The organism is Phenylobacterium sp. (genome assembly GCF_031412415.1).
Lineage (GTDB): Bacteria > Pseudomonadota > Alphaproteobacteria > Caulobacterales > Caulobacteraceae > Phenylobacterium.
In genome coordinates this window covers 10,522-31,490 of record NZ_JANOCX010000310.1, presented here as the reverse complement: position 1 = coordinate 31,490, position 20,969 = coordinate 10,522, and the positions used below count along the sequence as shown (strand labels likewise).

Sequence of the window (20,969 nt, the reverse complement as noted above, 5' to 3'; positions counted from 1 at the left end):
AGGTTCCTTCGTACGGCGTGGCCGATGCGCGCGTTCTCTGGAATGACGCTCAGGACCGCTACACCCTGATCGGCTTCGTCAAGAACGTGTTCGACGAAGAAGCCTACAACTCGACCAGCTCGACCAACCCGACGGCGATCTTCGACCTGCCGAACCCGGGTTCGGCCGCCGCCGGCACGCTGCGTCAGACCCGTACGGCGATCTCGCGCGGCCTGATCCAGCCCCGGACCTACGGCGTCGAGCTGCAGTACCGCTTTTAGAACGGGCTGAAATCCAGCGATTCGAAGGGCGGCGGGAGCGATCCCGCCGCCTTTTTCGTAGGCCCGTCAGGGGACAGTGCGGCGCTGACGCACAGGCGGAATTTAACATCTCCGCAAGCGCTTAGGTCCATCCTAGGCCCTCGTTACCCCCGGGAACGCCCGCGTTCATGTCCCTGCCCGAGTTCTTCTTCGAGCGCGTCACCAGCGAAATCCATCAGCAGATGGAGGGCGTGCTAGCGCTTGCCGAGCGGCTTTCGCGCCATCCCATGGGTGCGGACGCCCAGGCCTGCGTGGCCGGGGTCGCGGAAGCCGCCTGCACGGTGCGCCAGATTCTGGCCTCGTCGACGGACCTCAAGTCTGCGGCCACCGACGGATTGACCTTCACCCTCGAACCCAAGCGCCTGGCCGATCTCGCCGACGAGATCCATGGCCGCTGGCAGGACCGCGCCCTGGCGGGCGGGGTCACGCTGCTGTTCTCCTACGACGGCGACCCCGACACCAAGGTGCTGATCGACGCCGGTCGCATGGGCCAGGTGTTCGACGCCTTTATCGCCCAGGCCCTGGCCGGCGTTCGCCGTGGGGCGGTTGAGGCCACGCTTCGCGCCGTTCCCGAGGGCGACCAGATGCGCCTCGAAGGCAGCGTCCGCGGCGGGGCCGCGCGGCTGCTGGGCGAACGGGCCCTGGATATCCGCGAGATCGAAGCCCTGTTCGGCCTGGAGACCGCGCTCGGCGTGGCGCTGGGTCGTCAGATCGTCCAGGCCATGAAGGGGGATGTCCGGGTCGACGCCAATGTGGGCGCCGGCGAGACCCTGACCTTCCATATCGTCGCCGACCGCGCGCCGGAAGAGGTGGTGGCGTCCGAAACCCTGGTCCAGCCGGACCGCGCCGCGCACATCCTGGTGGTGGACGACAACGCCACCAACCGCATGGTCGCCGAGACCCTGTGCGAAATGTTCGACTGCACCTCGGAGTCCGCCGTGGACGGCGTGGAGGCCGTCGACGCCGCGCGCTCGGGCCGCTTCGACCTTATCCTGATGGACATCAAGATGCCCCGCATGGATGGGGTTTCCGCCACCCGCGAAATTCGCGCCCTGCCAGGTCTCGCGGGTCGGGTGCCGATCATCGCGCTCACCGCCAACGCCGATCCCGAGGACGCGGCGGGATACCTCAAAGCCGGTATGAACGGGGTGGTCGAAAAGCCGATGAAACCCGAGAATCTGCTGCGCGCGTTGCAGGAAAACCTGGGCGGCGGCGACGCGGTCGCGGCCTAGACGAACAGGGCTAGGCGCGGACCTCCGGTTGAGTCATCGTCGCGCCCGACTCCGGGGAGCCGCGGGCGAATGCCAACCTTCTACGAACGCCACATCCTGCCCCGCTTCCTGACTTGCGCCTGTTCGTCTTCGCCGGTGATGAGGCAGCGGGCCAAGATCGTGCCCCTCGCCTCCGGAAAGGTGCTGGAGCTGGGGATCGGCATGGGTCTGAACCTCGCCCTCTACGACGCCGACAAGGTGGACAGCGTGGCCGGCGTCGACCCGGCGGCCGAACTCCGCGCCCTGGCGCAGGCCGCGCCCCGGGATCCTCGCCTCATTGTCTCGGTGACCGACGGCACGGCCGAGGCGCTGCCCTTCCAGGACGCCAGCTTCGACAGCGTTGTCTGCACCTTCACGCTCTGCTCGGTCCACACTCCGGCCAAGGCGCTGGCCGAAGCCCGGCGCGTGCTGAAGCCCGGCGGCCGTTTCCTGTTCTGCGAACACGGACTGGCCCCCGACGCCGATGTGGCCAAGTGGCAGCGCCGGATCGAGCCGATCTGGAAACGCCTGGCCGGCGGTTGCCACCTGACTCGGCCGGTGGGCGGCGCGATCTCCGCGGCCGGCTTCTCGATGCAGAGCCTGGAAACCTTTTATCTACCTAAGACGCCCAGGATCGCCGGGTGGAGCGAGTGGGGCGTCGCAGTCGCTTGATGTCGAATTTTTCCTGTGATCCCAAAGGGATGCCTCTGCGCGAAAACGCCGCAAGCGGGCAACGTGCATTGTTCGGCGAACACGATCGCCGTATGAACGTGAATGGCCGGGGGGCCATGGACCAAGTGCATGCTTACTGACGCCGCCGCTGCCGCCTCCGACCCGACCAATGACGGAACCGGTGAACCGCAGGCCTATCTCAACGCCTCGGAACGCGGGGTGCTGGTCGGCGCCAAGCAAAGCTACACCATCGCCCAGGCGGGCAATCATCTCATCGGCGGCGAGGCAGGTTGGGGGGGCGTGCTGGGTCAGGGCTTCACCCTCACCTATGGCTTCCGCGCCAACGCGCCGGCCACCATGCCCGACGACACCGGCGGCTTCGAACGCTTCAACACCGCCCAGATCCTCCAGGCTGAACTGGCCCTGGCCGGCTGGTCGGACGCGGGCCGGATCACCTTCGTACGGGTGGGCGCCGGATCGTCAGGCGAAGGCGCCTATTCCGACCAGGCCGCCATGCTGTTCAGCAACTATTCGACCGGCAAGGATTCCGCGAGCGCCTTCGCCTACTATCCAGGGTCGACGAGCAACGCCTCGCGCGCCGGCGACGTCTGGGTGAACATCACCTCGGGCAGCAACGCCTCGCCCACCGTGGGCAACTATGGCGGCATGGTGCTGGTCCATGAGATCGGCCATGCGATCGGGTTGGCGCACCCGGCCGACTACGATTCAGACGGTTCGCCCACCTACGCCGCCGACGCGATCTATTATGAAGACTCCCGCCAGTACACGGTGATGAGCTATTTCAGCGAGAGCAACACCGGCGCCAGCTTTGGCGGCCGGTACTCGGCCGCTCCCCTGCTCGACGACATCTCCGCCATTCAGCAGGAGTACGGCGCCAACATGTCGACCCGCACGGGCGACACGACCTACGGCTTCGGCTCCAACGCCGGGCGACCGTGGTTCGAGGCGACCTCGTCGGCCTCGCGGCCGATCTTCGCCGTCTGGGACGCGGGCGGAAGCGACACGTTCAATTTCAGCGGCTGGTCCAACGCCCAACTCATCGATCTGCGCGCCGGCCACTTCTCCAATGTCGGCGGGCTGACCGGCAACGTGGCCATCGCAGCCAATGTGACGATCGAGAACGCCCAGGGCGGCTCCGGCGCCGACAGCATCACGGGCAACGCCGCCTCCAACCTCCTGGAGGGCAATAGCGGCAACGACGTGGTCTGGTCGGGCGCGGGCAATGACACCATCCAGGGCGGCGCCGGCCTCGACTTCATCCGTGGGGAAGAAGGCGACGACCTGATGTATGGCGGCGCGGCCTTCGACGACATTCACGGCAACATGGGCAGCGACACCGGGTACGGCGGCGACGGCGACGACTGGGTGGTCGGCGGCAAGGACATGGATGTCCTCTATGGCGAAGCCGGCGCCGACGTCATCTACGGCAACATGGCCGACGATTCCTGCTACGGCGGCGACGGCAATGACCTGATCCGCGGCGGCCAGCACAATGACTTTATCGAGGGCGGCGCCGGCGACGACTGGATTTCGGGCGACCGCGAGTCCGACACCATCTGGGGCGGCTCTGGCGCGGACACCTTCCATACCTGGCGCGACGCCGGGTTGGACAGGATCATGGACTTCAGCCGCGCCCAGGGCGACAGCGTTCTGGTGAGCGAAGGCTCGACCTATACGGTGGCCCAGATCGGCGGGGATGTCGTCATCGACATGGGCGGTGGCTCCCAGATGGTCCTGGTCGGCGTCCAGATGTCATCTCTGACCGCCGGCTGGATCGTGTCGACCTAGGGGTCGAACTAGAGCTGGTTGTACTCGCCGCAGCGGCACTTCACGACGACGTCGGCGATGTCGGAACGATCGCGGCTGGTCATGACGACTTCCTCGCAGGCGCCGCACGCGAAGGATGTGCCGGGCTCGCCCTCGCCGAAGATGTGCGGGGATTCCAGGGCCGTGATCACTTCGCGACGCCCTACGAACAGGCTGGGGAAAACTCGCATGGACGTCATGATCATCGGAACTGCCTCATTCTGACCCGTGCCCGGGCTACGCTACTGTGCACCTGCAAAACGCATGTAGCCGACTTTTGCTGCATCGCAATGACACTTTACCGGAGAAGGGGTTCACAAGTTTTCCGGTGCCTGGAAATGCATCAGCGCGCCGTTTTCCGGCTCGGACTTGGAGTTCGCCGCCGAGGTGTAGGACATTGCCACTTCGGGGATGATCGACGCGTCCTCGCACCACGGCTGGAGGCCTAGTGATGGACGGCTCGGCAGACCTCGACACGCTCCGCCAGGGCGTGCGCGCCGTGATGCAGCGTTTCGGCGACGACTACTGGCTGGCGCGCGACGAGGACGGCGAGTTTCCCGTCGCCTTTCATCAGGCCATGGCCGAGGGGGGCTGGCTCGGCGTCACCATGCCTGAGGCGTACGGCGGCTCGGGTCTGGGGGTTACGGAGGCCGCGGTGATGATGCATGAGGTCGCCAGCCACGGCGGCGGCATGACCGCGACCTCGGCGGTGCATATCAACCTGTTCGGGCCGCACCCCATTGTCGTCCACGGCGCGTCCGAGCAGAAGGCGCGCTGGTTGCCGCGGCTGGTGGCGGGCCAGGATCAATGCTGTTTCGGCGTGACCGAGCCGGACGCGGGCCTCAACACCACCCGGATCACCACCTTCGCCGAGAAGGTCGAGGGCGGCTATCTGGTCCGCGGCCAAAAGGTGTGGACCTCGACCGCCCAGGTCGCCAACAAGATCATGCTGTTGACCCGCACCACCCGCTACGAGGACGCTGCGCGTCCGACCGACGGGATCACCCTCTTCTACACCGACCTCGACCGCTCGAAGATCGAGGTGCGTCGCATCCCAAAGATGGGCCGCAAGGCGGTGGACTCCAATGCCATCTTCATCGACGGACTGTTCATCCCCGACGAGGACCGGATCGGGGAGGAGGGCAAGGGCTTCTCCTACATCCTCGACAGCCTGAACCCAGAACGGATCCTGATCGGAGCGGAGGCCATCGGTATCGGTCAGGACGCCCTGCGCCGGGCGTCCAACTACGCTCGCGAGCGGATCGTGTTCGATCGGCCCATAGGCCAGAACCAGGGCGTCCAGCATCCGCTGGCCGAACGCTGGATGTATCTGGAGTCAGCCTGGCTGATGGCGATGCGGGCAGCCGCGCTCTACGACGCCGGCAAGCCCTGCGGCGCGGAGGCCAACAGCGCCAAGTTCCTGGGCGCCCGCGCCGGCCACGACGCCTGCCTGCAAGCCGTGCTCACCCATGGCGGCTTCGGCTACGCCAAGGAATACCATGTCGAGCGCCTGTTGCGGGAGGTGATCATCACCCGCATCGCTCCGATCACCGAGCAACTCATCCTGTCTTTCATCGCCGAGAAGGTGCTGAACCAGCCGAAATCCTACTGAGACCAGTCACCTCGGCAACCGACAAGTCGCCGAACAAACATCTGACAGTCACCAAACCGGAGCCTGACTGACACCGGCCCCCGCTAACTCACCGTCCCGTCCGCTGATTATTCAGCGAAGGGGGACGGTCGATGTTTTCAGCTCTCTATCCGGCATCTCGCCGGGCAACGCGCAAGGCGCTGCTGTTCGCCTTTTGCGCCGGGGTTCCACTGGCGCTCGGAGCGCCCGCCCTCGCCGAAGGTGAGGATGACGCCGCCGTCGCCGAGCTGGTGGTCACCGCCCCGATCCGCGAGAGCCTCGAGAAGTCCCTGGCCGTTCAGCGCGAGGCCGACAATCTGGTCAATGTGATCGCCGCCGACACCATCGGCCGCTTCCCCGACGCCACCGCCGCGGGCGCGCTCTCCCGCCTGCCCGCCGTGGCTGTCCAACGTGATCAGGGCCAGGAGCGCTACATCCAAGTCCGTGGCGCCCCCGCGCGCTGGACGAACGTGGCGTTCGACGGCGTGAATGTCCTGGGCGCCGAGGATCGGGTCTTCCGCTTCGATTCCGTGCCGGCCAGCGTCATTTCGCAACTGGAGCTGAACAAGACGCTCACCCCCGCCATGCCGGCCGAGGCCTTGGCTGGACGGGTGAACATCCGCACCTACTCGCCCCTGGAAAATCCGGGCTTCAAGGTGTCGGCCGACGCCGGCCGCGGCGGCAGCGACCTATCCGATGGACCGGTAGAATCCTACGGCCTGCGCGTCTCGTGGGCCAACGAGACCTTCGGCGTGATGCTGGGCGCCTCTGCGTTTCAGTTCGCCCAAGACACCGACAATTACGAGCCTCGCTTCGACGCCGTTGGGATGCGCGAGGTCCGCTTCGCCAAGTACAAGCTCATCCGCGAGACCAACGCCGTGAACGGCAAGCTGGAGTGGCGGATCAACGACGACAACACGGTGCGCCTGACCGGTCTCTACAGCGAGTTCCTCGATGACGAGGAGCGCAACCAGTACACCTTCAACTTCGCCGGCGGAACGGGAACCCGGACCCCCACCAGCGGCAGCCTGGTCGCCGTTCCGGTCGCCGGACTGTTCGAGAAGGGCGGCTACGCGACGAAGAACAAGATCATCATCGCCCACGGCGATCACAAGGTCGCCGACTGGACGATCGCCTGGGATCTCGGCCACGCGGAATCGACGTTCGAGCAGAACCTGCCGCTGGTCAGCCAAAGCCAGTCCAACCCATTGTTCCGGCCATCCCTGACCTTCACGGCCGGCGAGGCGGGCGTACCGGTCATCACCCTGTTCGACACCGCGCTGAACGCCCAGGGTCAGCGGGTGTTCGGCGCCCAGCGCACCAGCCTGAACCAGCAGGCGTTCGACACCGAGGCCCTGGTGGTCTTCGGCCAGTTCATCGAGCAGAAGGACAACTTCCTCAAGGCCGACATGGGTCGCGAGTGGTCGAGCTTTGGGGCGGAGGCCAAGTTCGAGGCGGGGGTGCAGTATAACGATCGCGGCTTCGACGATCCCGGCAACGTCGCCTATCTGCGGCCCAACGGCACGGCGGGCACGGTCCTGGCGCGCCCCACGGCCGCAGCCTTGAACGTCCCGTGGACCCCGCTGGCCTTCATCACCAGCACCTCGGCGATCGGGAACGTCAACACCGGGTTCCAGGCCAACTTCATCGACAACCCCGCCCTGGGGCGCCAGTACGACGCCCTCGTCGCGGCGCTCGTGGCGGCCAACGCCGCGGGGGGGACCAATCCTGTTCCGCGCTCCGATCCGTCGCTGGCCAACACCGTCGAGGAGAAGGTCCTGGCGGGCTATGTTCAGAACACTTGGCGCTGGGACCGGCACACCCTGCTGGCCGGCGTGCGGATCGAGCGGACGGAAGTGGCCTCCGAGGGCGCAGCCCGTGTCGGCGCGACCCTGACCCCGATCTCGCTCGGAACGGAGGACACCTTCGTCTTCCCGAGCCTTCACTACACCTTCGATCTCAACGACGACGTCAAGCTTCGCGCGGCCTACATCTCAGGCTCGGCGCGTCCGAGCTTCATCGACGCGCGCGCCACCGTCTCGATCAATGACGCGGTGCCCGGCTCGGTCAACGGCGGCAACCCGTTCCTGAAGCCTGAACGCGCGCAGGGCTTCGACTTTTCCGCCGAGTGGTACTTCGCCCCTGCCGCCCTGCTCTCGGCCAACTTCTTCTACCGAGACGTGAAGGACGTGCTGTTCGACGCCACCGACCTGGTCACCGACGACCGGTTCAACTTCAACGGCGTCAATCGCCGCGGCTACACCTACACCACCACGCTGAATGGCGGTGAGGGCGACCTGCAGGGGTTCGAACTGGCCTACTACCATCCCTGGACCTTCCTGCCCGGGCCGCTCTCGGGCCTCGGCTTCCAGGGCAGCCTGACCTTCCTGGACGGCAGCTTCGAGGTGGGCGGCGGGCGCAGCTCCGCCTTCCCCGGCACCTCGGATCGGATCTTCTCCGGCTCGATCTTCTACGAGAAGTACGGCCTATCGCTACGGCTCGGCTATCAGCACCGCACCGAATGGCTGGACGAACTGTCGCCCGGCGCGGCTACCAACGACATCTACTGGGATGCTCAACAACGCGTCGAGTTCTCTGGCCGCTACCAGGTCAACAAGAACATCTCCGTCTATGTGGACGTCAACAACATCACCAATGAACGGGGCCTGCGCTATCAGGGGACCAAGGCCCAGCCTTACGAGCTCGAATACTTCGGCACCCGCTATCTGGCCGGCGTCCGCGCCACCTTCTGATCTCCCCCGGCCGGTTGAGCGTCATCCCCGCGTCTCGCCCGGTCGCTACCTTGGCGTCCCCGTCGCCCAACGGGGACGCCACTCCCTTTCCCAAGGAGTCGATCGTGCGACGCATCGCTGTTCCTGCCATCATCCTGGCGAGCCTGCTGACGGCCGGCGCGGCGGCTGCCCAGACCCTCTCCCACGACACGGTCTCCGCGACCCGGGTCTCGGCCGACAAGGTCCTGATCCGTTGGCAGGCCAAGGGGCCGGTGGACGTGCTCACCGCCGATACGCCCTCGGCGCCGCCCGCGCGCATGCGCAAGGTTTCCGATGACGACCTCGATGGTCAGCACAGTCTCAAGCTAGCGCCCGGTCAGCGGCCCCATGTGCTTTTGCGCGATGAGCGGACGGGCGCGACGATCCGCGTCGCCGAGCGGCTGTTGCCGCTCGCCGGCGGCTCGAACTTCCGCGACCTCGGCGGCTATCCGGCGGCCGGCGGCAAGACCGTGCGCTGGGGCCGGATCTACCGCACCGGCGCCATGCCGAAGCTCGAGGCGGGCGACCGCACGCAGGTGAAGCGTCTGGGCATCACCAGCCTCACAGATCTGCGCTCCGTGGACGAGCGCCAAATGTCGCCGACCGATTGGCGCGCGCTCGGGGTAGGGCGCTACAACGCCGTCGACTATCCGGCCTCGGACCTGTTCGGCGGTCAGGGAATCGCGATCGGCAATCTGTACGAGACTTGGCCCGTCTCGCTGAAGCGTCAGTACCGGCAGATCTTCGAGGGCCTGCTGGCCGGCCAGGGCGCGACCGCCTTCAACTGCTCGGCGGGCCAGGATCGGACCGGCGTGGCGTCGGCCCTTGTGCTCAGCGCTCTCGGCGTGCCCCGCGAAATCATCTATGCCGACTACCACCTCTCCACCGCCTACCGTCGGCCCGAGAACGAGATCGCGAACGTCGACTTCGCCAAGCTGGCGGCGACCAACCCCATGGCCGCCTACATGCACAGCCAGCGAGACCTGCCGCCCGAAGCGCGCAAGCCCAAGCCGCTCATGACCCCCTCCGGCGAGGCCTATCTCGCCGCCACCTTCCGCCGAATCGAACGCGACTACGGCTCGGTCGAACGCTATCTCGATGCGGAGCTGGGGGTCGACAAGGCCGATATCGCCCGGCTGCGGGCGCTCTATCTCGAATAGTCCGGCTCCAGATCCAAGACGACGGCGGCGTGGTCGCTGGCATGCCAGCCATCGGAGTCGGGCATGTCCAGAGCTCTGAACCTCGATGCCACGCGCCATGATCCAGGCTCCTGCAAGACCAAGTGATCGATCGCGCGCGCCAAGATGGGCGGCGTGTCGGATCGCGCGCCGATCAGCGTGGCGAAGTCGACGTTCGACCCGACATTGAGGGTCGCCAGCTCGGGATCTCCAGCGGCGGCGTTGAGGTCGCCGGCGACCAGCAGCCCCTCCGTCCAACCCACCGCCGCCCAGACCAGCGCGGCCCTGAGTTGTCGGCCGCGCACCTCGTCGGCCCCGGCGCCGCGGAGGTGGGTCAGATGCAGGTTGAGCACGCGCAGGAACTGGCCGTCGACCATGACGTCGAGCCGCTGGGCGATGCGGTCGCCGTCCTGGACGAGGCTGGGCAGGGCCAGGGCGTCCTCGGCGAAGGCGGGACGCCGCGACAGCATGGCTAGACCGGACGTGCTTTGAACCATCCCGCCGTCGTGCGACCTCGACTTGGCGCGAGACGGGCGAGCGTGGTGTTCGAGGCCGATGGCCTCCGCGAGAACCTGGGCGGTGTCTCGTCCTGCGCCGACGAAGCATTCCTGCAGGCAGACGACGTCGGGCTCCAGGTCCAGCAAACCGTCGGCCATCAAGGCGAGGCGGCGCTCATACTCGCCCTCGTTCTTCCAGGTATTGAGGGTGACGATACGCAAGGCGCGGTGGCTCAGGCCGCCCGCGCGCCTTCAACCCAGACCCCACGGGTCACCGGCAGGCCGCCGGCCATCCGCACGCGGATCAGGTCGGCGCGGAGCCCTGGCGCGATGGCGCCGCGGTCGTCCAACTGAGCCGCCCGCGCCGGACCGGCCGTCACCAGGGCGACAGCCCGGGCCAGACCCCAGCCGAAGCGCTGGTCCGTGAGCGCGAAGGCGCACTCGATCAGGCTGCGGGGCACATAGTCCGAGGCGAAGGCGTCCAGCAGGTCGGCGCGCGCCAGATCGGCGGCCGGCACATTGCCCGAATAGGATCCGCCGCGGATCAGGTTGGGTCCGCCCATGACGACGACCATCCCCCGCTCGCGGGCGCGCTGGGCGGCCTCAACCGTGACGGGGAATTCGGCCACCGTGGCGCCCAGGTCGGCCGCCTCGTCGATGTGGGCGGCGTCCTCGTCGTCGTGGCTGGCGAGCGGCGTGCGCCCGTCGCGGGCTATGTTGGCCACCAGCTTACGATGCTTGACCGCGTTGCGGCTCTGGCGGTCGCGGATCTCGGCCATGCGGGTGTCGATGGCCTGGTCGCTCATGCCGTTGGCGCTCCAGTTGGCTAGGTGCTTCTCCAGATTGCGGTACTGACGCTGGCCGGGCGTGTGGTCCATCAGGGAGAACAGTGAGGTCAGCGCGTGGCCGGCCAACTGCTCCAGCCGGTCGGGCAGGTCGTCGGCGGGGGTTTCGCAGCGCCAGTGCAGACGATGGTCGCCCTTTAGCATTCCCGCGTTCCGGGCCGCCAGGACGCCATCGACCAGCCGGATCATGTTGTCATGGTTGCGCGCGACCGCCGGATTGAACGAGCCGATGCTCAGGCTGTCGAACACCGTGGTCACCCCAACCGACAGGCAGCAGCCGTCGTGGGTCACCGCCGCGGAGACCGGATTCCAGTCGATGTTGGGGCGGGGAAAGAAGTGCTTCTCGAGATTATCGGTGTGCAGATCGATGACACCAGGCATCAGGACGTCGCCCTCCAGGTCCTCGCCCACGCCGCCCGCGCCACGATCCACCGCGACGATCTTGCCGTCGCGCACCAGGACCGAGCCCAGGAAGACATCATCTTCCGTGACGACCTGGGCGTTCTTGAAGGCGTGTTCCACGGCGGACTCCTTGGGATGGCTCAGTCGCGTTCGGGTTCGGGGAAGTCGATCTCGACCTCGGTCGTGGAGCGGGAAATCCCGTACTCCAGGGGGCGGCCCAGGCCGTCGATGTTGAGATAGCGGTGGACCAGCAGCGGGACGTGGCGCGGCACACGAAGCTGCTCGGCCTCCTGGGCCGTCGGCAGCCGGGCGGAGATGGCCGTTCGCCGGCGCGTATAGTCGGGAATGCCGGAGTCGATCAGCGTCTGGGTAATCGTGCCGCGGGTCCGGTACATGTCGATGAAGGTCGGAAATCGGTCGTGACTGAAATGGTGCTGTGAGAGCCCCGTCGGTTCGTCATCGATGAAGCGACGGCGCTCCAGATAGATCACCGGCTGACCCGCCCGGATGCCGAGCTGGCCCGCCACCTTGGAATCCGCGGGTCGAACCAGCAACTTGATCGTCTCGGTCCGGGGCGTGCGGCCGCGCGCCAGGACCCGCTCTGTGAACCTCGGCCGGCGCTGCAGGCGCATCGGGGCGGCCGGACGTCGAACGAAGCTGCCTCGCCCCTGCGTCGACTCCACGATGCCCTTGTCCTGCAGATCCGACAGGGCGCGGCGCACGGTGTGCCGATTGACCATGAACTCCCGCGACAGTTCGAACTCGGTCGGCAGCTTGTCGCCCGGCGTCAGCTCGCGCGCCAGGATCCGGCGCTCCAGTGACTGTGAGATTTCTCGCCAAAGGGGCATGTCCATCGCCATAGCATGGCTCCTTATCAGTCTTGCGACACGAAACTAGACAAGTTTTACTACTGTCAAAGAAAGTTCACTATCCGTTTGTTGCGACTACATTCGCTCTCACCTATCACTTGACTTAGATGAATACAACATCTTGCTTGGTTGTTGGAGGTGAGTGATGCCGGATCAATCGGTTGTCGAGGCCCCGGCCGAACGGCGGCGCTGGCTGTCGATCCTGGCCAAGGCGCCCGCCGGCGAAGTGTCGGCGGCCTGGGACGACCTGGCTGAACGCCCCGGCTATCGCGCCCTGCGCGCGCCCGAGATCGGCATGGTCCTGGTGCGCGGCCGGATGGGCGGGACGGGTGACGCCTTCAACCTGGGCGAGATGACCGTGACCCGCGCCGCGGTTCGCCTCGACAGCGGCGAGACCGGGATCGGCTACGTCGCCGGCCGCGACCGCCGGCACGCCGAGATCGCGGCTGCGGTGGACGCCATGATGCAGTCGCCGAACCTACGGCCCGCCGTCGAGGGCGCGGTCGTCGCCCGGCTGGCCCGCGCCCAGGACGAACGCCGCGACACCGCCGCGCGCAAGGCCGCCGCCACCAAGGTCGACTTCTTCACCATGGTCCGCACCCGGAGCCCCGCCTGATGTCGCTCGCCCCCGTCCTGGACCTCGCCGAGATCGCTCCGGCCTTCGCCGACCCCACCCGGGAGTCCCAGGCCATCTTCCGCAGGGTGATGGACGCCATGGCGCGGCCGGGCACGATTCAAGACCTGCCGTTCGCCCCGGACGCGCCGGAAGGCCTGGATCGGGCCGCGGGCGCCGTGGCGCTCACCCTGTTCGACTTCGAAACGCCAGTCTGGCTCGCCCCGGCCCTGACCGACGGACCGGCGGAGCGCTGGCTGCGCTTTCACGCGGGCTGCCCACTCACGGCCGAGCCGATGCATGCCGCCTTCGCCCTGGTGACCGATCTCGCCGCCGCACCGCCCCTGTCGGCCTTCAATCCTGGCGACGCCAAGTACCCGGACCGCTCGACCACCTTGGTGATCCAGCTGCCGGCCCTCACCGGCGGCGCTCGAGTGACCCTGCGCGGACCGGGCATCAAGGACGAGGCGAGCCTAACGCTCGCCGGCCTGCCCGAAGGCTTCTGGACTCAGGTCCAGGCCAATCACGAGACCTTCCAGTTCGGCGTGGACCTGATCTTCGTCGCCGGCGACCGGCTGACAGCCCTGCCGCGCTCCACGCGCGTCACCATCACGGGAGACTGAACGATGGCCTACGTAGCGGTAAAGGGCGGCGAGAAGGCGATCACGAACGCCCATCGTTGGCTGGCTGAAGAGCGGCGCGGCGACGTCGCGGTGCCGGAGATCGAGATCGACCAGGTGCGCGAGCAGCTCTCGCTGGCCATCGATCGGGTGATGAGCGAGGGCTCTTGCTACGACCGTGACCTGGCGGCCCTGGCGGTCAAGCAGGCGCGCGGCGATCTGCCTGAGGCCATCTTCCTGATGCGGGCGTACCGCACCACCCTGCCCCGCTTCGGCGCCTCGCTGCCGGTTGAGACGGGCCAGATGGCGGTTCGTCGACGGGTCTCGGCGGCCTTCAAGGACATCCCCGGCGGTCAGGTCCTGGGCCCGACGTTCGACTACACCCACCGCCTGCTGGACTTCGCCCTGGCGGCCAACGGCGAGACCCCGGTCCCGCCGGCCCTGGAGGCCGAGGAGCCCCAGGCCTATCCAATGGCCACCATCGCCTCGGTCTTCGCCCATGAGGACCTTCTGGAAACCGACACCGTCAACGCCGAAGCGGCCGAGCCCTTCGACCTGACCCGTGAGCCCATGGCCTTCCCGGCCGGACGCGATCAACGTCTGCAGGCGCTGGCCCGTGGCGATGAGGGTTTCCTGTTGAGCCTGGCCTATTCGTCGCAACGGGGCTGGGGCTCCACCCACCCGCTCTGCGCCGAGATCCGCCTGGGCGAGGTGGCCGTCGAGTTCATCCCCGATGAACTGGGCTTCCCCATCGAGATCGGCGAGCTGACCTTGACCGAGTGCCAGATGATCTCCACCGGCGCCGGCGGAGTCGAAAAGGCGCCGCAGTTCACGGCGGGCTACGGCCTGACCTTCGGCCACTGCGAGCGCAAGGCGATGTCCATGGCCATCGTCGACCGCGCCTTGCGCGACGCCGCGGCCGGCGAGGCCAGCGCGCCCTGCCAGGACGAGGAGTTCGTCCTCTACCACTCCGACAATGTGGAGGCCTCGGGCTTCGTGCAGCACCTGAAGCTGCCCCACTACGTCGACTTCCAAGCCGACCTGCAACTGATCCGCCGCCTGCGCCGAGAACACGCCGCGCGCCAGGTCGCGATGAAGGAAGCCGCCGAATGACCCGCGCCAACGAACCCGAGCGCTATTACAACTACGCCTACCTGGACGAGCAGACGAAGCGGATGATCCGTCGCGCGATCCTGAAGGCCCTGGCCATCCCGGGGTACCAGGCGCCCTTCGGCTCGCGGGAGATGCCCGTGCCCTACGGCTGGGGCACCGGCGGCATACAGCTCACGGCGGCGATCATCGGTCCGGACGATGTCTACAAGTGCATCGACCAGGGCGCCGACGACACCACCAACGCCGTGTCGATCCGCCGCTTCTTCGCCCAGGTCGCCGACGTTGCGGTCACCGAGGACACCGCTGAGGCGACCATCATCCAGACCCGGCATCGGATCCCCGAGCAACCGTTGAAGGCCGGCCAGGTGCTGATCTTCCAGGTGCCGCAGCCCGAGCCGCTGCGCGGCCGGGAGCCGCGCGAGACCGAGACGCGGGCCATGCACGCCTATGAGGAATACGGCCTGCAATACGTCTCGCTCTACGAGAGCGTGGCCACCTACGGCCGCATCGCCTCGACCGTCGGCTATCCGACCATGGTCGGCGAGCGCTACCTGATGAGCCCCTCCCCCATCCCTAAGTTCGACAACCCGAAGATGGGGGACAACGAGGCGATCCTGCTGTTCGGCGCTGGGCGTGAGAAGCGCATCTACGCCGTCCCGCCGCACACTTCGGTGCGCAGCCTCGATTTCGAGGACTATCCGTTCGAGACCCAGACCTGGGAGGAGGACTGCGCGCTGTGCGGCGCCACCGACTCCTATCTCGACGAGGTGATCCTCGACGACACCGGCGCGCGGATGTTCGTCTGCTCCGACAGCAACTTCTGCGCCGAGCGCCGCGCCGCGGGCCACGAGGGTCCCATGGCCGGCCACCAGCTCGCCGCGCTTGAGAAGGAACCTGCCTGATGAACGCGATGACCAAGACCATCGCGGGCGACGCGGCCCAGGCCGCTCCGCTGCTGCGGGTCGAGAACCTCACCAAGTGGTACGGCCACGTGGTCGGCTGCCGCGACGTCTCGTTCGAGCTGCGCCCCGGCGAAGTGCTGGGCATCGTCGGCGAGAGCGGTTCGGGCAAGACCACCCTGCTCAACTGCATTTCCGGTCGCCTGCCGCCCTCCTCGGGCCAGGTTGAGTTCGACACATCGCGCTTCGGCCTGACCGACATCTACGGCCTGAACGAACCCGACCGCCGGCGCATGCAGCGCGAGGAATGGGGCTTCGTGCACCAGAACCCCCGCGACGGCCTGCGGATGCGGGTCTCCGGCGGGGCCAACGTCGCCGAACCGTTGATGAACCTGGGCGACCGCAACTACGGCCGGATGCGCAAGGCCACGATCGAGTGGCTGGACCGCGTCGAGCTCGACACCAAACGGATCGACGACAAGCCGCGCAACTTCTCCGGCGGCATGCAGCAGCGCATCCAGGTGGCCCGCAACCTGATCCACGGCCCCCGCCTGGTGTTCATGGACGAGCCGACCGGCGGCCTCGACGTCTCGGTCCAGGCCCGCCTGCTGGACCTGTTGCGCGAGCTGGTCCGCGACCTGGGCCTGGCGGTGATCATCGTCACCCATGACATGGCGGTGGCCCGGCTGATGGCCGATCGGCTGATCGTCATGAAGGGCGGGTTCGTGGTCGAGACCGGCCTCACCGACCAGGTGCTGGACGATCCCCAGCATCCCTACAGCCAGCTCCTCGTCTCCTCCGTCCTGCAGATCTAGGTCACACCATGAGCCAAGAACCCCTGATCGTGGTCGAGGATCTCGCCAAGACCTTCATCCTCCATAACGCCGACGACGCCAGTATTCCTGTGTTCGAGGGCCTGCGGCTCGAGGTCGGCCCCGGCGAATGCGTCGTCTTGGCCGGCGAGTCCGGCGTGGGCAAGTCGACGTTGATGCGTTCGATCTACGGCAACTACCTGCCGACTCAGGGCTCGGTGCGCGTCCGCCACGACGGCGCCTATGTCGACATCACCCGCGCCCTGCCACACCAGGTGCTGGACGTTCGGCGCCGGACGCTGGGCTATGTCAGTCAGTTCCTGCGGGTGATCCCGCGGATCTCCACCCTGCATCTGGTCATGGAGCCCCTGCTGGAAAACGGCGTGGACCCGAAGGAGGCGCAGGAGCGAGCCGAGACCCTGCTGTCAGCCCTGCGCCTGCCCAAGGCCCACTGGGACCTGCCGCCCGCCACCTTTTCGGGCGGGGAGCAGCAGCGGGTGAACATCGCCCGCAGCTTCATCCGCAACTACCCGGTCCTGCTGCTGGATGAGCCGACCGCTTCGTTGGACGCGGCGAACCGCGCGATCGTGGTCGGGCTGATCCAACAGGCGCTGGACGCCGGGGCGGCGATGATCGGCATCTTCCACGACCACGACGTCCGCGACGCGGTGGCCACGCGTCTGTTCACGGTCTCGCAATTTAAGATGGCGGCGTAAGACAATGGAACTGCGCATCTATTCCGACGCTGTTGTCACGTCGGACGGCCAGTTCTCCGCCGAGATCGTGGTTCGCGACGGCCTGATCGTGGCGGTGGACGGCGGGGCCGGCCCCTCGCGCGGGGCGTTTGACTGGAGCGGCGACGTGGTTGTTCCGGGCCTGGTCGACATCCACACCGACAACCTGGAAAAGCACTACCAGCCCCGGCCGGGCGCCTTGTGGGACGCCTACGGCGCGGCCCTGGCGCACGACGGCCAGTGCGCGGCCGCCGGCATCACCACGGTGCTGGACTCGCTCAGCCTGCATGGCCGCAAGGAGGGCCTGGACCGCAAGACCGCGCTCGGCCCGATGATCGGCGGGATGGACCAGGCCCAGGCGGACGGCGCCCTGCGCGCCGAGCACCTGCTGCACCTCCGCTGCGAGGTGACCAATCCCGAACTGCTGTCGCTGCTTGAGCCGCACGCCGACAATCCGCGCCTGAAGCTGCTGTCGGTGATGGATCACACGCCCGGCCAACGGCAGACCTCCGACATCGGCGCGCTACAGGCCCGCATGGTGGCCGCGGGCCGCAACGAGGCGGAGATCGACGAGATGATCGCCCGCCGCCATGCCGGTCGCGATCCTGGCGTGGCTCACGACAACCGCCGCAGCGTGGTGGCCTTCGCCCGCGAATACGGCGTGCCGCTGTGCGCCCACGACGACGCGACCCTCGAACAGGTCGAGGAGGCCCACGCCGACGGCTGCGTCATCGCCGAATTCCCAGTGACCCTGGCCGCCGCCAAGGCCGCCCGGGGATATGGCATGGCGATTTGCATGGGCGGTCCGAACTTCGTGCGCGGATCGTCGCATTCGGGCAATCTGTCGGCTCGGGAGTGCGCCCAGAACGACGTGCTCGACATCCTCGCCTCGGACTATGTGCCGCTCTCCATGCTGCGTTCCGCCTTCATGCTGATCGACGATTTCGGCTGGGCGCCGGAAAAGGCGATGGCGACCGTCGCGGCCGGGCCTGCTCGCAGTCTCGGTCTGACCGATCGCGGCGAGATCGCGTCGGGCCAGCGCGCCGACCTCGTGCGGGTCTCGCGCCGCTCGGGGGGCTGGCCGGTGCCGGTCGAGGTCTGGCGCCAAGGTCTGCGGGTCGCATGAGCCCCCGCTACGCGATCTACTACGCGCCTGCGCCCGACACCGCGCTGTGGCGCAAGGCCAGCGCCTGGCTTGGCCGCGACGCCTATGCCGGGCAGGACTTGACGCGCCCGGCCTTGGCGGAGCTGGACGGCCTAGATCTTCACGCCCTGACAGCCGATCCGCGCGGCTACGGTTTCCATGCGACGCTTAAGGCGCCTTTCGAGCTGACCGCCGGCGTCGCCGAGACCGAGCTGCTGGACTTCGCCGCGCGGTTCGCGGCCGCCCGCGCACCCTTTGAGGTCGCCATCGCCCCGGCCGCCCTGGGGCGTTTCCTGGCCTTCCGCGAGCAGCAGCCTTCGGCGGAGCTCGAGGCCTTGCACAGCGCCTGCGTGCGCGACTTCGACAGGTTCCGCGCGCCGCTCAGCGACTTCGACCTGGCGCGCCGGCGCAAGGCGCAGCTGACATCTGAGCAGGACGCCCGCCTGATCGCCTGGGGCTATCCCTATGTGTTCGAGGATTTCCGGTTCCACATGACCCTGACCGGCCAGATCCGCGACGAGGAGTTGCGCGAGCGGGTGCTGGCGGCTTTGAGCAGCCACTTCGCGGAAGAAGCCGGGCCACATCGGTTCGACGGCGTCGCGGTGTTCAAACAGGCGAACCGCGAGGCGCCGTTCGCCGTTCTACAGCGGTTCGGATTCGAGACGGTGCTCGCTAGCGCCTGATCGCTTCGAGAAGCTGGGCGACTCCGGCGACCACCTCGCCTTCGTTGCGGACCTCCACCACATCGTCGCCCGAGACCTCAACGGCCTCGGCGCGGGCGAGCCGCGCCTTGATCTGCGCCGCGGTCTCGCGGCCGCGCGCCGCCAGGCGTTGGGCGAGGATCGCTGCGTTGGCGGTGATCGACACGACGCGGACCCTGGCGAACCGGGCGCGGGCCTCCTCGACAACCGCGCGCGAGACATTGACCACGACCCGTCGGCCGGCCGCGATCTCGTCCGCGAGACCGGCGGGCACGCCGTAGCCCAGGCCATGGGCCTTCCATGACAGGATATAGCCGCCATTGGCCTGCCGCGCGTCGAAGGCCTCCTGGCTGACCTCGACATGGTCTTCCCCGCCGGCGTCCTGGGCGCGCGTGATCTCGCGACGCGCGAAGACCACGGCCGCGTCGTCTTCAAGGATCGCCTTGGCGCAGTCGAGCAGGGTGTCCTTGCCGGCTCCCGAGGGCCCGACCACCAGGACCAGCAGGCCAGGCTCAGCCATGCTTCTCGACAAAGGCGTCGGCGTCGAGGCGGCGGAAGTCTTCGAGGGCGTCGGCGAGGCGCTCATGGCTCCAATCCCACCAGGCTATCGCCAGAAGACCATCCTGGACCGCCTTGGGGAAGCGTTCTCGGATCGGCTTGGCCGGAACCCCGCCGACGATGGTGAAGGCCGGAACGTCCTTGGAGACCACGGCGCCCGCACCCACGACTGATCCGGTTCCGATGGTCACGCCAGGCAGGACCGTCGCACCGTGGCCGATCCAGACGTCGTGGCCCAAGGTCACGCGATGCGATCGCCGCCACTCGAAGAATTCGTGGTCGTCCTCGGCGCCAAGGTCGTATGAGCGCGCCCGATAGCTGAAGTGATGCTGGGCGGCTTTCCAGGTCGGATGGTTACCGGGATTGATCCGGGCGTCGCGGGCGATCGAACAGAACTTGCCGATCTCGGTGTACGTCGCCGAGGCGTCGTTGACGATGTAGCTGTAGGCGCCCATCGAGACCTCGGAGAAACTGGTCCGCGCGCCGATCCGGGTCCAAGGCCCCAGGATGCAGTCGTGAACCGAGGCGTCCTTGTGGATCACAGGCTGGGCGGGATCGAGCGTCTCCTCGTCCGGAAGCGCGATGTGCCGGTCATAGTAGCGATAGCCGGGTTCGAGCGTGAGCTCGGCGAGACGCAGGCTCATCAGGCGGCTTCCACGACGGCCAGCGGCTCCGGGGTTCGCGCGGCGCGGCCGGCATAGACCCGCTCCAGCACGGCGGGCGTCAGCGCGCTGGGCGGACCGTCGAACACGATGGCGCCCTTGGCCATGGCCACGATGCGCGTGCAGTAGCGCCGGGCGATCTCCAGGCTGTGAAGGTTGACGATCACCGGCACGTTGCGCTCGCGGCAGATCTTCTGCAGCGCGTCCATCACCACCTCGGCGTTGACCGGGTCCAGCGAGGCCACCGGCTCATCGGCCAGCACCAGGTCCGGTTCCTGGAGCATGGCGCGTGCGATGGCCACCCGCTGCTGCTGCCCGCCCGACAGCGTGCCGGCCCGTTGCAGGGCGGCGTGAGCCATGTCCAGGGCGTCCAACTCCAGGATCGCGCGGGCCCGGTCGGCGGCCGGGAAGAACTTGATCAACGACGCCGCCAACGGTCGCTCGGCCACCACCCCCACCAGGACGTTGGTGATGACGTCCAGGCGCGGGCACAGATTGAACTGCTGGAAGATCATCGCGCAGCGTCGCCGCCAGCGCCGCAACGCCCGCCCCTTCAAGCGGCTGACATCCTCGCCGTCCCAGGTGATCTTGCCGTCGGTGGGGTCGCTCAGCCGATTGATCATCCGCAGCAGGGTCGATTTTCCGGCGCCGGATCGGCCGATGATCCCCACCAGTTCGCCGCGTTCGCAGCTGAAGGAAACCTGGTCGACGGCGAGGGTCTCGCCGAAACGCTTGGTGACGCCATGCAGCTCGAGCATCGGACCTCCGGGGCTGATCTCTGCGTGGGAGCCTAGGCCTGCGGCGTGACCCGTCCGTGACGGGCGCGCAAGCCGCCTCCGCATCAGCCGCCGATTTGTCGGCGTTGCGTCGCCG

At 67.7% G+C, this 20,969-nt stretch carries 22 protein-coding genes; 15 read left to right on the top strand and 7 right to left on the bottom strand.

The features are described from left to right. The 4 genes from RMO04_RS14985 to RMO04_RS14970 all read left to right on the top strand — a co-directional run. Positions 1-260 (top strand): hypothetical protein (locus tag RMO04_RS14985; RefSeq protein WP_309645572.1); only part of this gene is annotated, 260 nt, incomplete at its 5' end. 167 nt (positions 261-427) lie between these two features. Then, positions 428-1,531, top strand: a complete 1,104-nt coding sequence (locus tag RMO04_RS14980; RefSeq protein ID WP_309645571.1) for a response regulator — start codon at positions 428-430, stop codon at positions 1,529-1,531. Positions 1,532-1,600: 69 nt separating this feature from the next. Then, the gene (locus tag RMO04_RS14975) at positions 1,601-2,221 is read left to right on the top strand and encodes a class I SAM-dependent methyltransferase (protein WP_309645570.1); all 621 of its coding nucleotides are present in this window, start codon (positions 1,601-1,603) and stop codon (positions 2,219-2,221) included. A gap of 129 nt (positions 2,222-2,350) precedes the next feature. After that, the gene (locus RMO04_RS14970) at positions 2,351-4,030 is read left to right on the top strand and encodes a M10 family metallopeptidase C-terminal domain-containing protein (protein ID WP_309645569.1); all 1,680 of its coding nucleotides are present in this window, start codon (positions 2,351-2,353) and stop codon (positions 4,028-4,030) included. A gap of 8 nt (positions 4,031-4,038) precedes the next feature. On the opposite strand, the gene RMO04_RS14965 is transcribed toward RMO04_RS14970, so the two are convergent. Then, a complete protein-coding gene (locus tag RMO04_RS14965; RefSeq protein WP_309645568.1) occupies positions 4,039-4,254 on the bottom strand; it encodes a hypothetical protein in 216 nt (71 codons plus the stop codon). 245 nt (positions 4,255-4,499) lie between these two features. Here RMO04_RS14965 and RMO04_RS14960 point away from each other — a divergent pair, with 245 nt between their 5' ends. From RMO04_RS14960 to RMO04_RS14950, 3 genes are all read left to right on the top strand, one after another. Next, positions 4,500-5,660, top strand: coding sequence for an acyl-CoA dehydrogenase family protein (locus RMO04_RS14960; protein ID WP_309645567.1), 1,161 nt, complete (start codon positions 4,500-4,502; stop codon positions 5,658-5,660). A gap of 131 nt (positions 5,661-5,791) precedes the next feature. Further along, positions 5,792-8,431 (top strand): TonB-dependent receptor, encoded by a 2,640-nt coding sequence (locus RMO04_RS14955; RefSeq protein WP_309645566.1) that lies wholly within the window; start codon positions 5,792-5,794, stop codon positions 8,429-8,431. A 104-nt stretch (positions 8,432-8,535) separates the two neighbouring features. After that, the gene (locus RMO04_RS14950; RefSeq protein WP_309645565.1) at positions 8,536-9,609 is read left to right on the top strand and encodes a tyrosine-protein phosphatase; all 1,074 of its coding nucleotides are present in this window, start codon (positions 8,536-8,538) and stop codon (positions 9,607-9,609) included. On the opposite strand, the gene RMO04_RS14945 is transcribed toward RMO04_RS14950, so the two are convergent. From RMO04_RS14945 to phnF, 3 genes are read right to left on the bottom strand one after another with little or no spacing between them, the layout of a single operon-like run. After that, positions 9,597-10,346 (bottom strand): endonuclease/exonuclease/phosphatase family protein, encoded by a 750-nt coding sequence (locus tag RMO04_RS14945; protein WP_309645564.1) that lies wholly within the window; start codon positions 10,344-10,346, stop codon positions 9,597-9,599. The two genes, RMO04_RS14950 and RMO04_RS14945, sit on opposite strands and share 13 nt — an antisense overlap. Positions 10,347-10,357: 11 nt before the next feature. Then, the gene (locus RMO04_RS14940) at positions 10,358-11,491 is read right to left on the bottom strand and encodes an alpha-D-ribose 1-methylphosphonate 5-triphosphate diphosphatase (protein WP_309645563.1); all 1,134 of its coding nucleotides are present in this window, start codon (positions 11,489-11,491) and stop codon (positions 10,358-10,360) included. A gap of 20 nt (positions 11,492-11,511) precedes the next feature. After that, a complete protein-coding gene (gene phnF / locus RMO04_RS14935) occupies positions 11,512-12,219 on the bottom strand; it encodes a phosphonate metabolism transcriptional regulator PhnF (protein WP_309645562.1) in 708 nt (235 codons plus the stop codon). 166 nt (positions 12,220-12,385) lie between these two features. Here phnF and phnG point away from each other — a divergent pair, with 166 nt between their 5' ends. The 8 genes from phnG to RMO04_RS14895 are packed head-to-tail and all read left to right on the top strand — an operon-like array spanning position 12,386 to position 18,858. Beyond that, positions 12,386-12,856 (top strand): phosphonate C-P lyase system protein PhnG, encoded by a 471-nt coding sequence (gene phnG / locus RMO04_RS14930; RefSeq protein ID WP_309645561.1) that lies wholly within the window; start codon positions 12,386-12,388, stop codon positions 12,854-12,856. Next, positions 12,856-13,476 (top strand): phosphonate C-P lyase system protein PhnH, encoded by a 621-nt coding sequence (gene phnH, locus RMO04_RS14925; protein ID WP_309645560.1) that lies wholly within the window; start codon positions 12,856-12,858, stop codon positions 13,474-13,476. Before phnG ends, phnH begins: the two co-directional genes overlap by 1 nt. Before the next feature lie 3 nt (positions 13,477-13,479). Further along, complete coding sequence (locus RMO04_RS14920; protein ID WP_309645559.1) at positions 13,480-14,586, top strand: carbon-phosphorus lyase complex subunit PhnI; 1,107 nt, start codon at positions 13,480-13,482, stop codon at positions 14,584-14,586. Then, positions 14,583-15,488, top strand: coding sequence for an alpha-D-ribose 1-methylphosphonate 5-phosphate C-P-lyase PhnJ (locus RMO04_RS14915; RefSeq protein ID WP_309645558.1), 906 nt, complete (start codon positions 14,583-14,585; stop codon positions 15,486-15,488). Before RMO04_RS14920 ends, RMO04_RS14915 begins: the two co-directional genes overlap by 4 nt. Beyond that, positions 15,488-16,300 carry a phosphonate C-P lyase system protein PhnK gene (gene phnK / locus RMO04_RS14910; RefSeq protein ID WP_309645557.1) on the top strand — a complete coding sequence of 271 codons (813 nt, stop codon included), beginning with the start codon at positions 15,488-15,490 and terminating at the stop codon, positions 16,298-16,300. Before RMO04_RS14915 ends, phnK begins: the two co-directional genes overlap by 1 nt. An 8-nt stretch (positions 16,301-16,308) precedes the next feature. Then, positions 16,309-17,013: a phosphonate C-P lyase system protein PhnL gene (gene phnL, locus RMO04_RS14905; protein WP_309645556.1), complete on the top strand. Its 705-nt coding sequence runs from the start codon at positions 16,309-16,311 to the stop codon at positions 17,011-17,013. A 4-nt stretch (positions 17,014-17,017) separates the two neighbouring features. Beyond that, a complete protein-coding gene (locus tag RMO04_RS14900) occupies positions 17,018-18,157 on the top strand; it encodes an alpha-D-ribose 1-methylphosphonate 5-triphosphate diphosphatase (protein ID WP_309645555.1) in 1,140 nt (379 codons plus the stop codon). Further along, positions 18,154-18,858, top strand: a complete 705-nt coding sequence (locus RMO04_RS14895) for a DUF1045 domain-containing protein (protein WP_309645554.1) — start codon at positions 18,154-18,156, stop codon at positions 18,856-18,858. The genes RMO04_RS14900 and RMO04_RS14895 overlap by 4 nt, the downstream gene beginning before the upstream one ends. Here the strand turns inward: RMO04_RS14895 and phnN are convergent. Genes phnN through phnC form a run of 3 tightly spaced genes read right to left on the bottom strand, consistent with a single transcriptional unit; the run spans position 18,848 to position 20,854 of the window. Next, complete coding sequence (gene phnN, locus RMO04_RS14890) at positions 18,848-19,396, bottom strand: phosphonate metabolism protein/1,5-bisphosphokinase (PRPP-forming) PhnN (RefSeq protein WP_309645553.1); 549 nt, start codon at positions 19,394-19,396, stop codon at positions 18,848-18,850. The two genes, RMO04_RS14895 and phnN, sit on opposite strands and share 11 nt — an antisense overlap. Continuing rightward, on the bottom strand, positions 19,389-20,078 hold the full coding sequence (locus RMO04_RS14885; protein WP_309645552.1) for a DapH/DapD/GlmU-related protein: 690 nt from the start codon (positions 20,076-20,078) through the stop codon (positions 19,389-19,391). Before RMO04_RS14885 ends, phnN begins: the two co-directional genes overlap by 8 nt. Continuing rightward, positions 20,078-20,854, bottom strand: coding sequence for a phosphonate ABC transporter ATP-binding protein (gene phnC, locus RMO04_RS14880; protein WP_309645551.1), 777 nt, complete (start codon positions 20,852-20,854; stop codon positions 20,078-20,080). Before phnC ends, RMO04_RS14885 begins: the two co-directional genes overlap by 1 nt. Positions 20,855-20,969: the final 115 nt, after the last annotated feature.

Excerpts from the sequence above, each read along its gene's own strand:
- RMO04_RS14980 (WP_309645571.1), top strand. The coding sequence starts at position 428 with ATGTCCCTGCCCGAGTTCTTCTTCGAGCGCGTCACCAGCGAAATCCAT.
- RMO04_RS14975 (WP_309645570.1), top strand. The coding sequence starts at position 1,601 with ATGCCAACCTTCTACGAACGCCACATCCTGCCCCGCTTCCTGACTTGC.
- RMO04_RS14970 (WP_309645569.1), top strand. The coding sequence starts at position 2,351 with ATGCTTACTGACGCCGCCGCTGCCGCCTCCGACCCGACCAATGACGGA.
- RMO04_RS14965 (WP_309645568.1), bottom strand. The coding sequence starts at position 4,254 with ATGATCATGACGTCCATGCGAGTTTTCCCCAGCCTGTTCGTAGGGCGT.
- RMO04_RS14960 (WP_309645567.1), top strand. The coding sequence starts at position 4,500 with ATGGACGGCTCGGCAGACCTCGACACGCTCCGCCAGGGCGTGCGCGCC.
- RMO04_RS14955 (WP_309645566.1), top strand. The coding sequence starts at position 5,792 with ATGTTTTCAGCTCTCTATCCGGCATCTCGCCGGGCAACGCGCAAGGCG.
- phnF (WP_309645562.1), bottom strand. The coding sequence starts at position 12,219 with ATGCCCCTTTGGCGAGAAATCTCACAGTCACTGGAGCGCCGGATCCTG.
- phnG (WP_309645561.1), top strand. The coding sequence starts at position 12,386 with ATGCCGGATCAATCGGTTGTCGAGGCCCCGGCCGAACGGCGGCGCTGG.
- phnH (WP_309645560.1), top strand. The coding sequence starts at position 12,856 with ATGTCGCTCGCCCCCGTCCTGGACCTCGCCGAGATCGCTCCGGCCTTC.
- RMO04_RS14920 (WP_309645559.1), top strand. The coding sequence starts at position 13,480 with ATGGCCTACGTAGCGGTAAAGGGCGGCGAGAAGGCGATCACGAACGCC.
- RMO04_RS14915 (WP_309645558.1), top strand. The coding sequence starts at position 14,583 with ATGACCCGCGCCAACGAACCCGAGCGCTATTACAACTACGCCTACCTG.
- phnK (WP_309645557.1), top strand. The coding sequence starts at position 15,488 with ATGAACGCGATGACCAAGACCATCGCGGGCGACGCGGCCCAGGCCGCT.
- phnL (WP_309645556.1), top strand. The coding sequence starts at position 16,309 with ATGAGCCAAGAACCCCTGATCGTGGTCGAGGATCTCGCCAAGACCTTC.
- RMO04_RS14900 (WP_309645555.1), top strand. The coding sequence starts at position 17,018 with ATGGAACTGCGCATCTATTCCGACGCTGTTGTCACGTCGGACGGCCAG.
- RMO04_RS14895 (WP_309645554.1), top strand. The coding sequence starts at position 18,154 with ATGAGCCCCCGCTACGCGATCTACTACGCGCCTGCGCCCGACACCGCG.
- phnN (WP_309645553.1), bottom strand. The coding sequence starts at position 19,396 with ATGGCTGAGCCTGGCCTGCTGGTCCTGGTGGTCGGGCCCTCGGGAGCC.
- RMO04_RS14885 (WP_309645552.1), bottom strand. The coding sequence starts at position 20,078 with ATGAGCCTGCGTCTCGCCGAGCTCACGCTCGAACCCGGCTATCGCTAC.
- phnC (WP_309645551.1), bottom strand. The coding sequence starts at position 20,854 with ATGCTCGAGCTGCATGGCGTCACCAAGCGTTTCGGCGAGACCCTCGCC.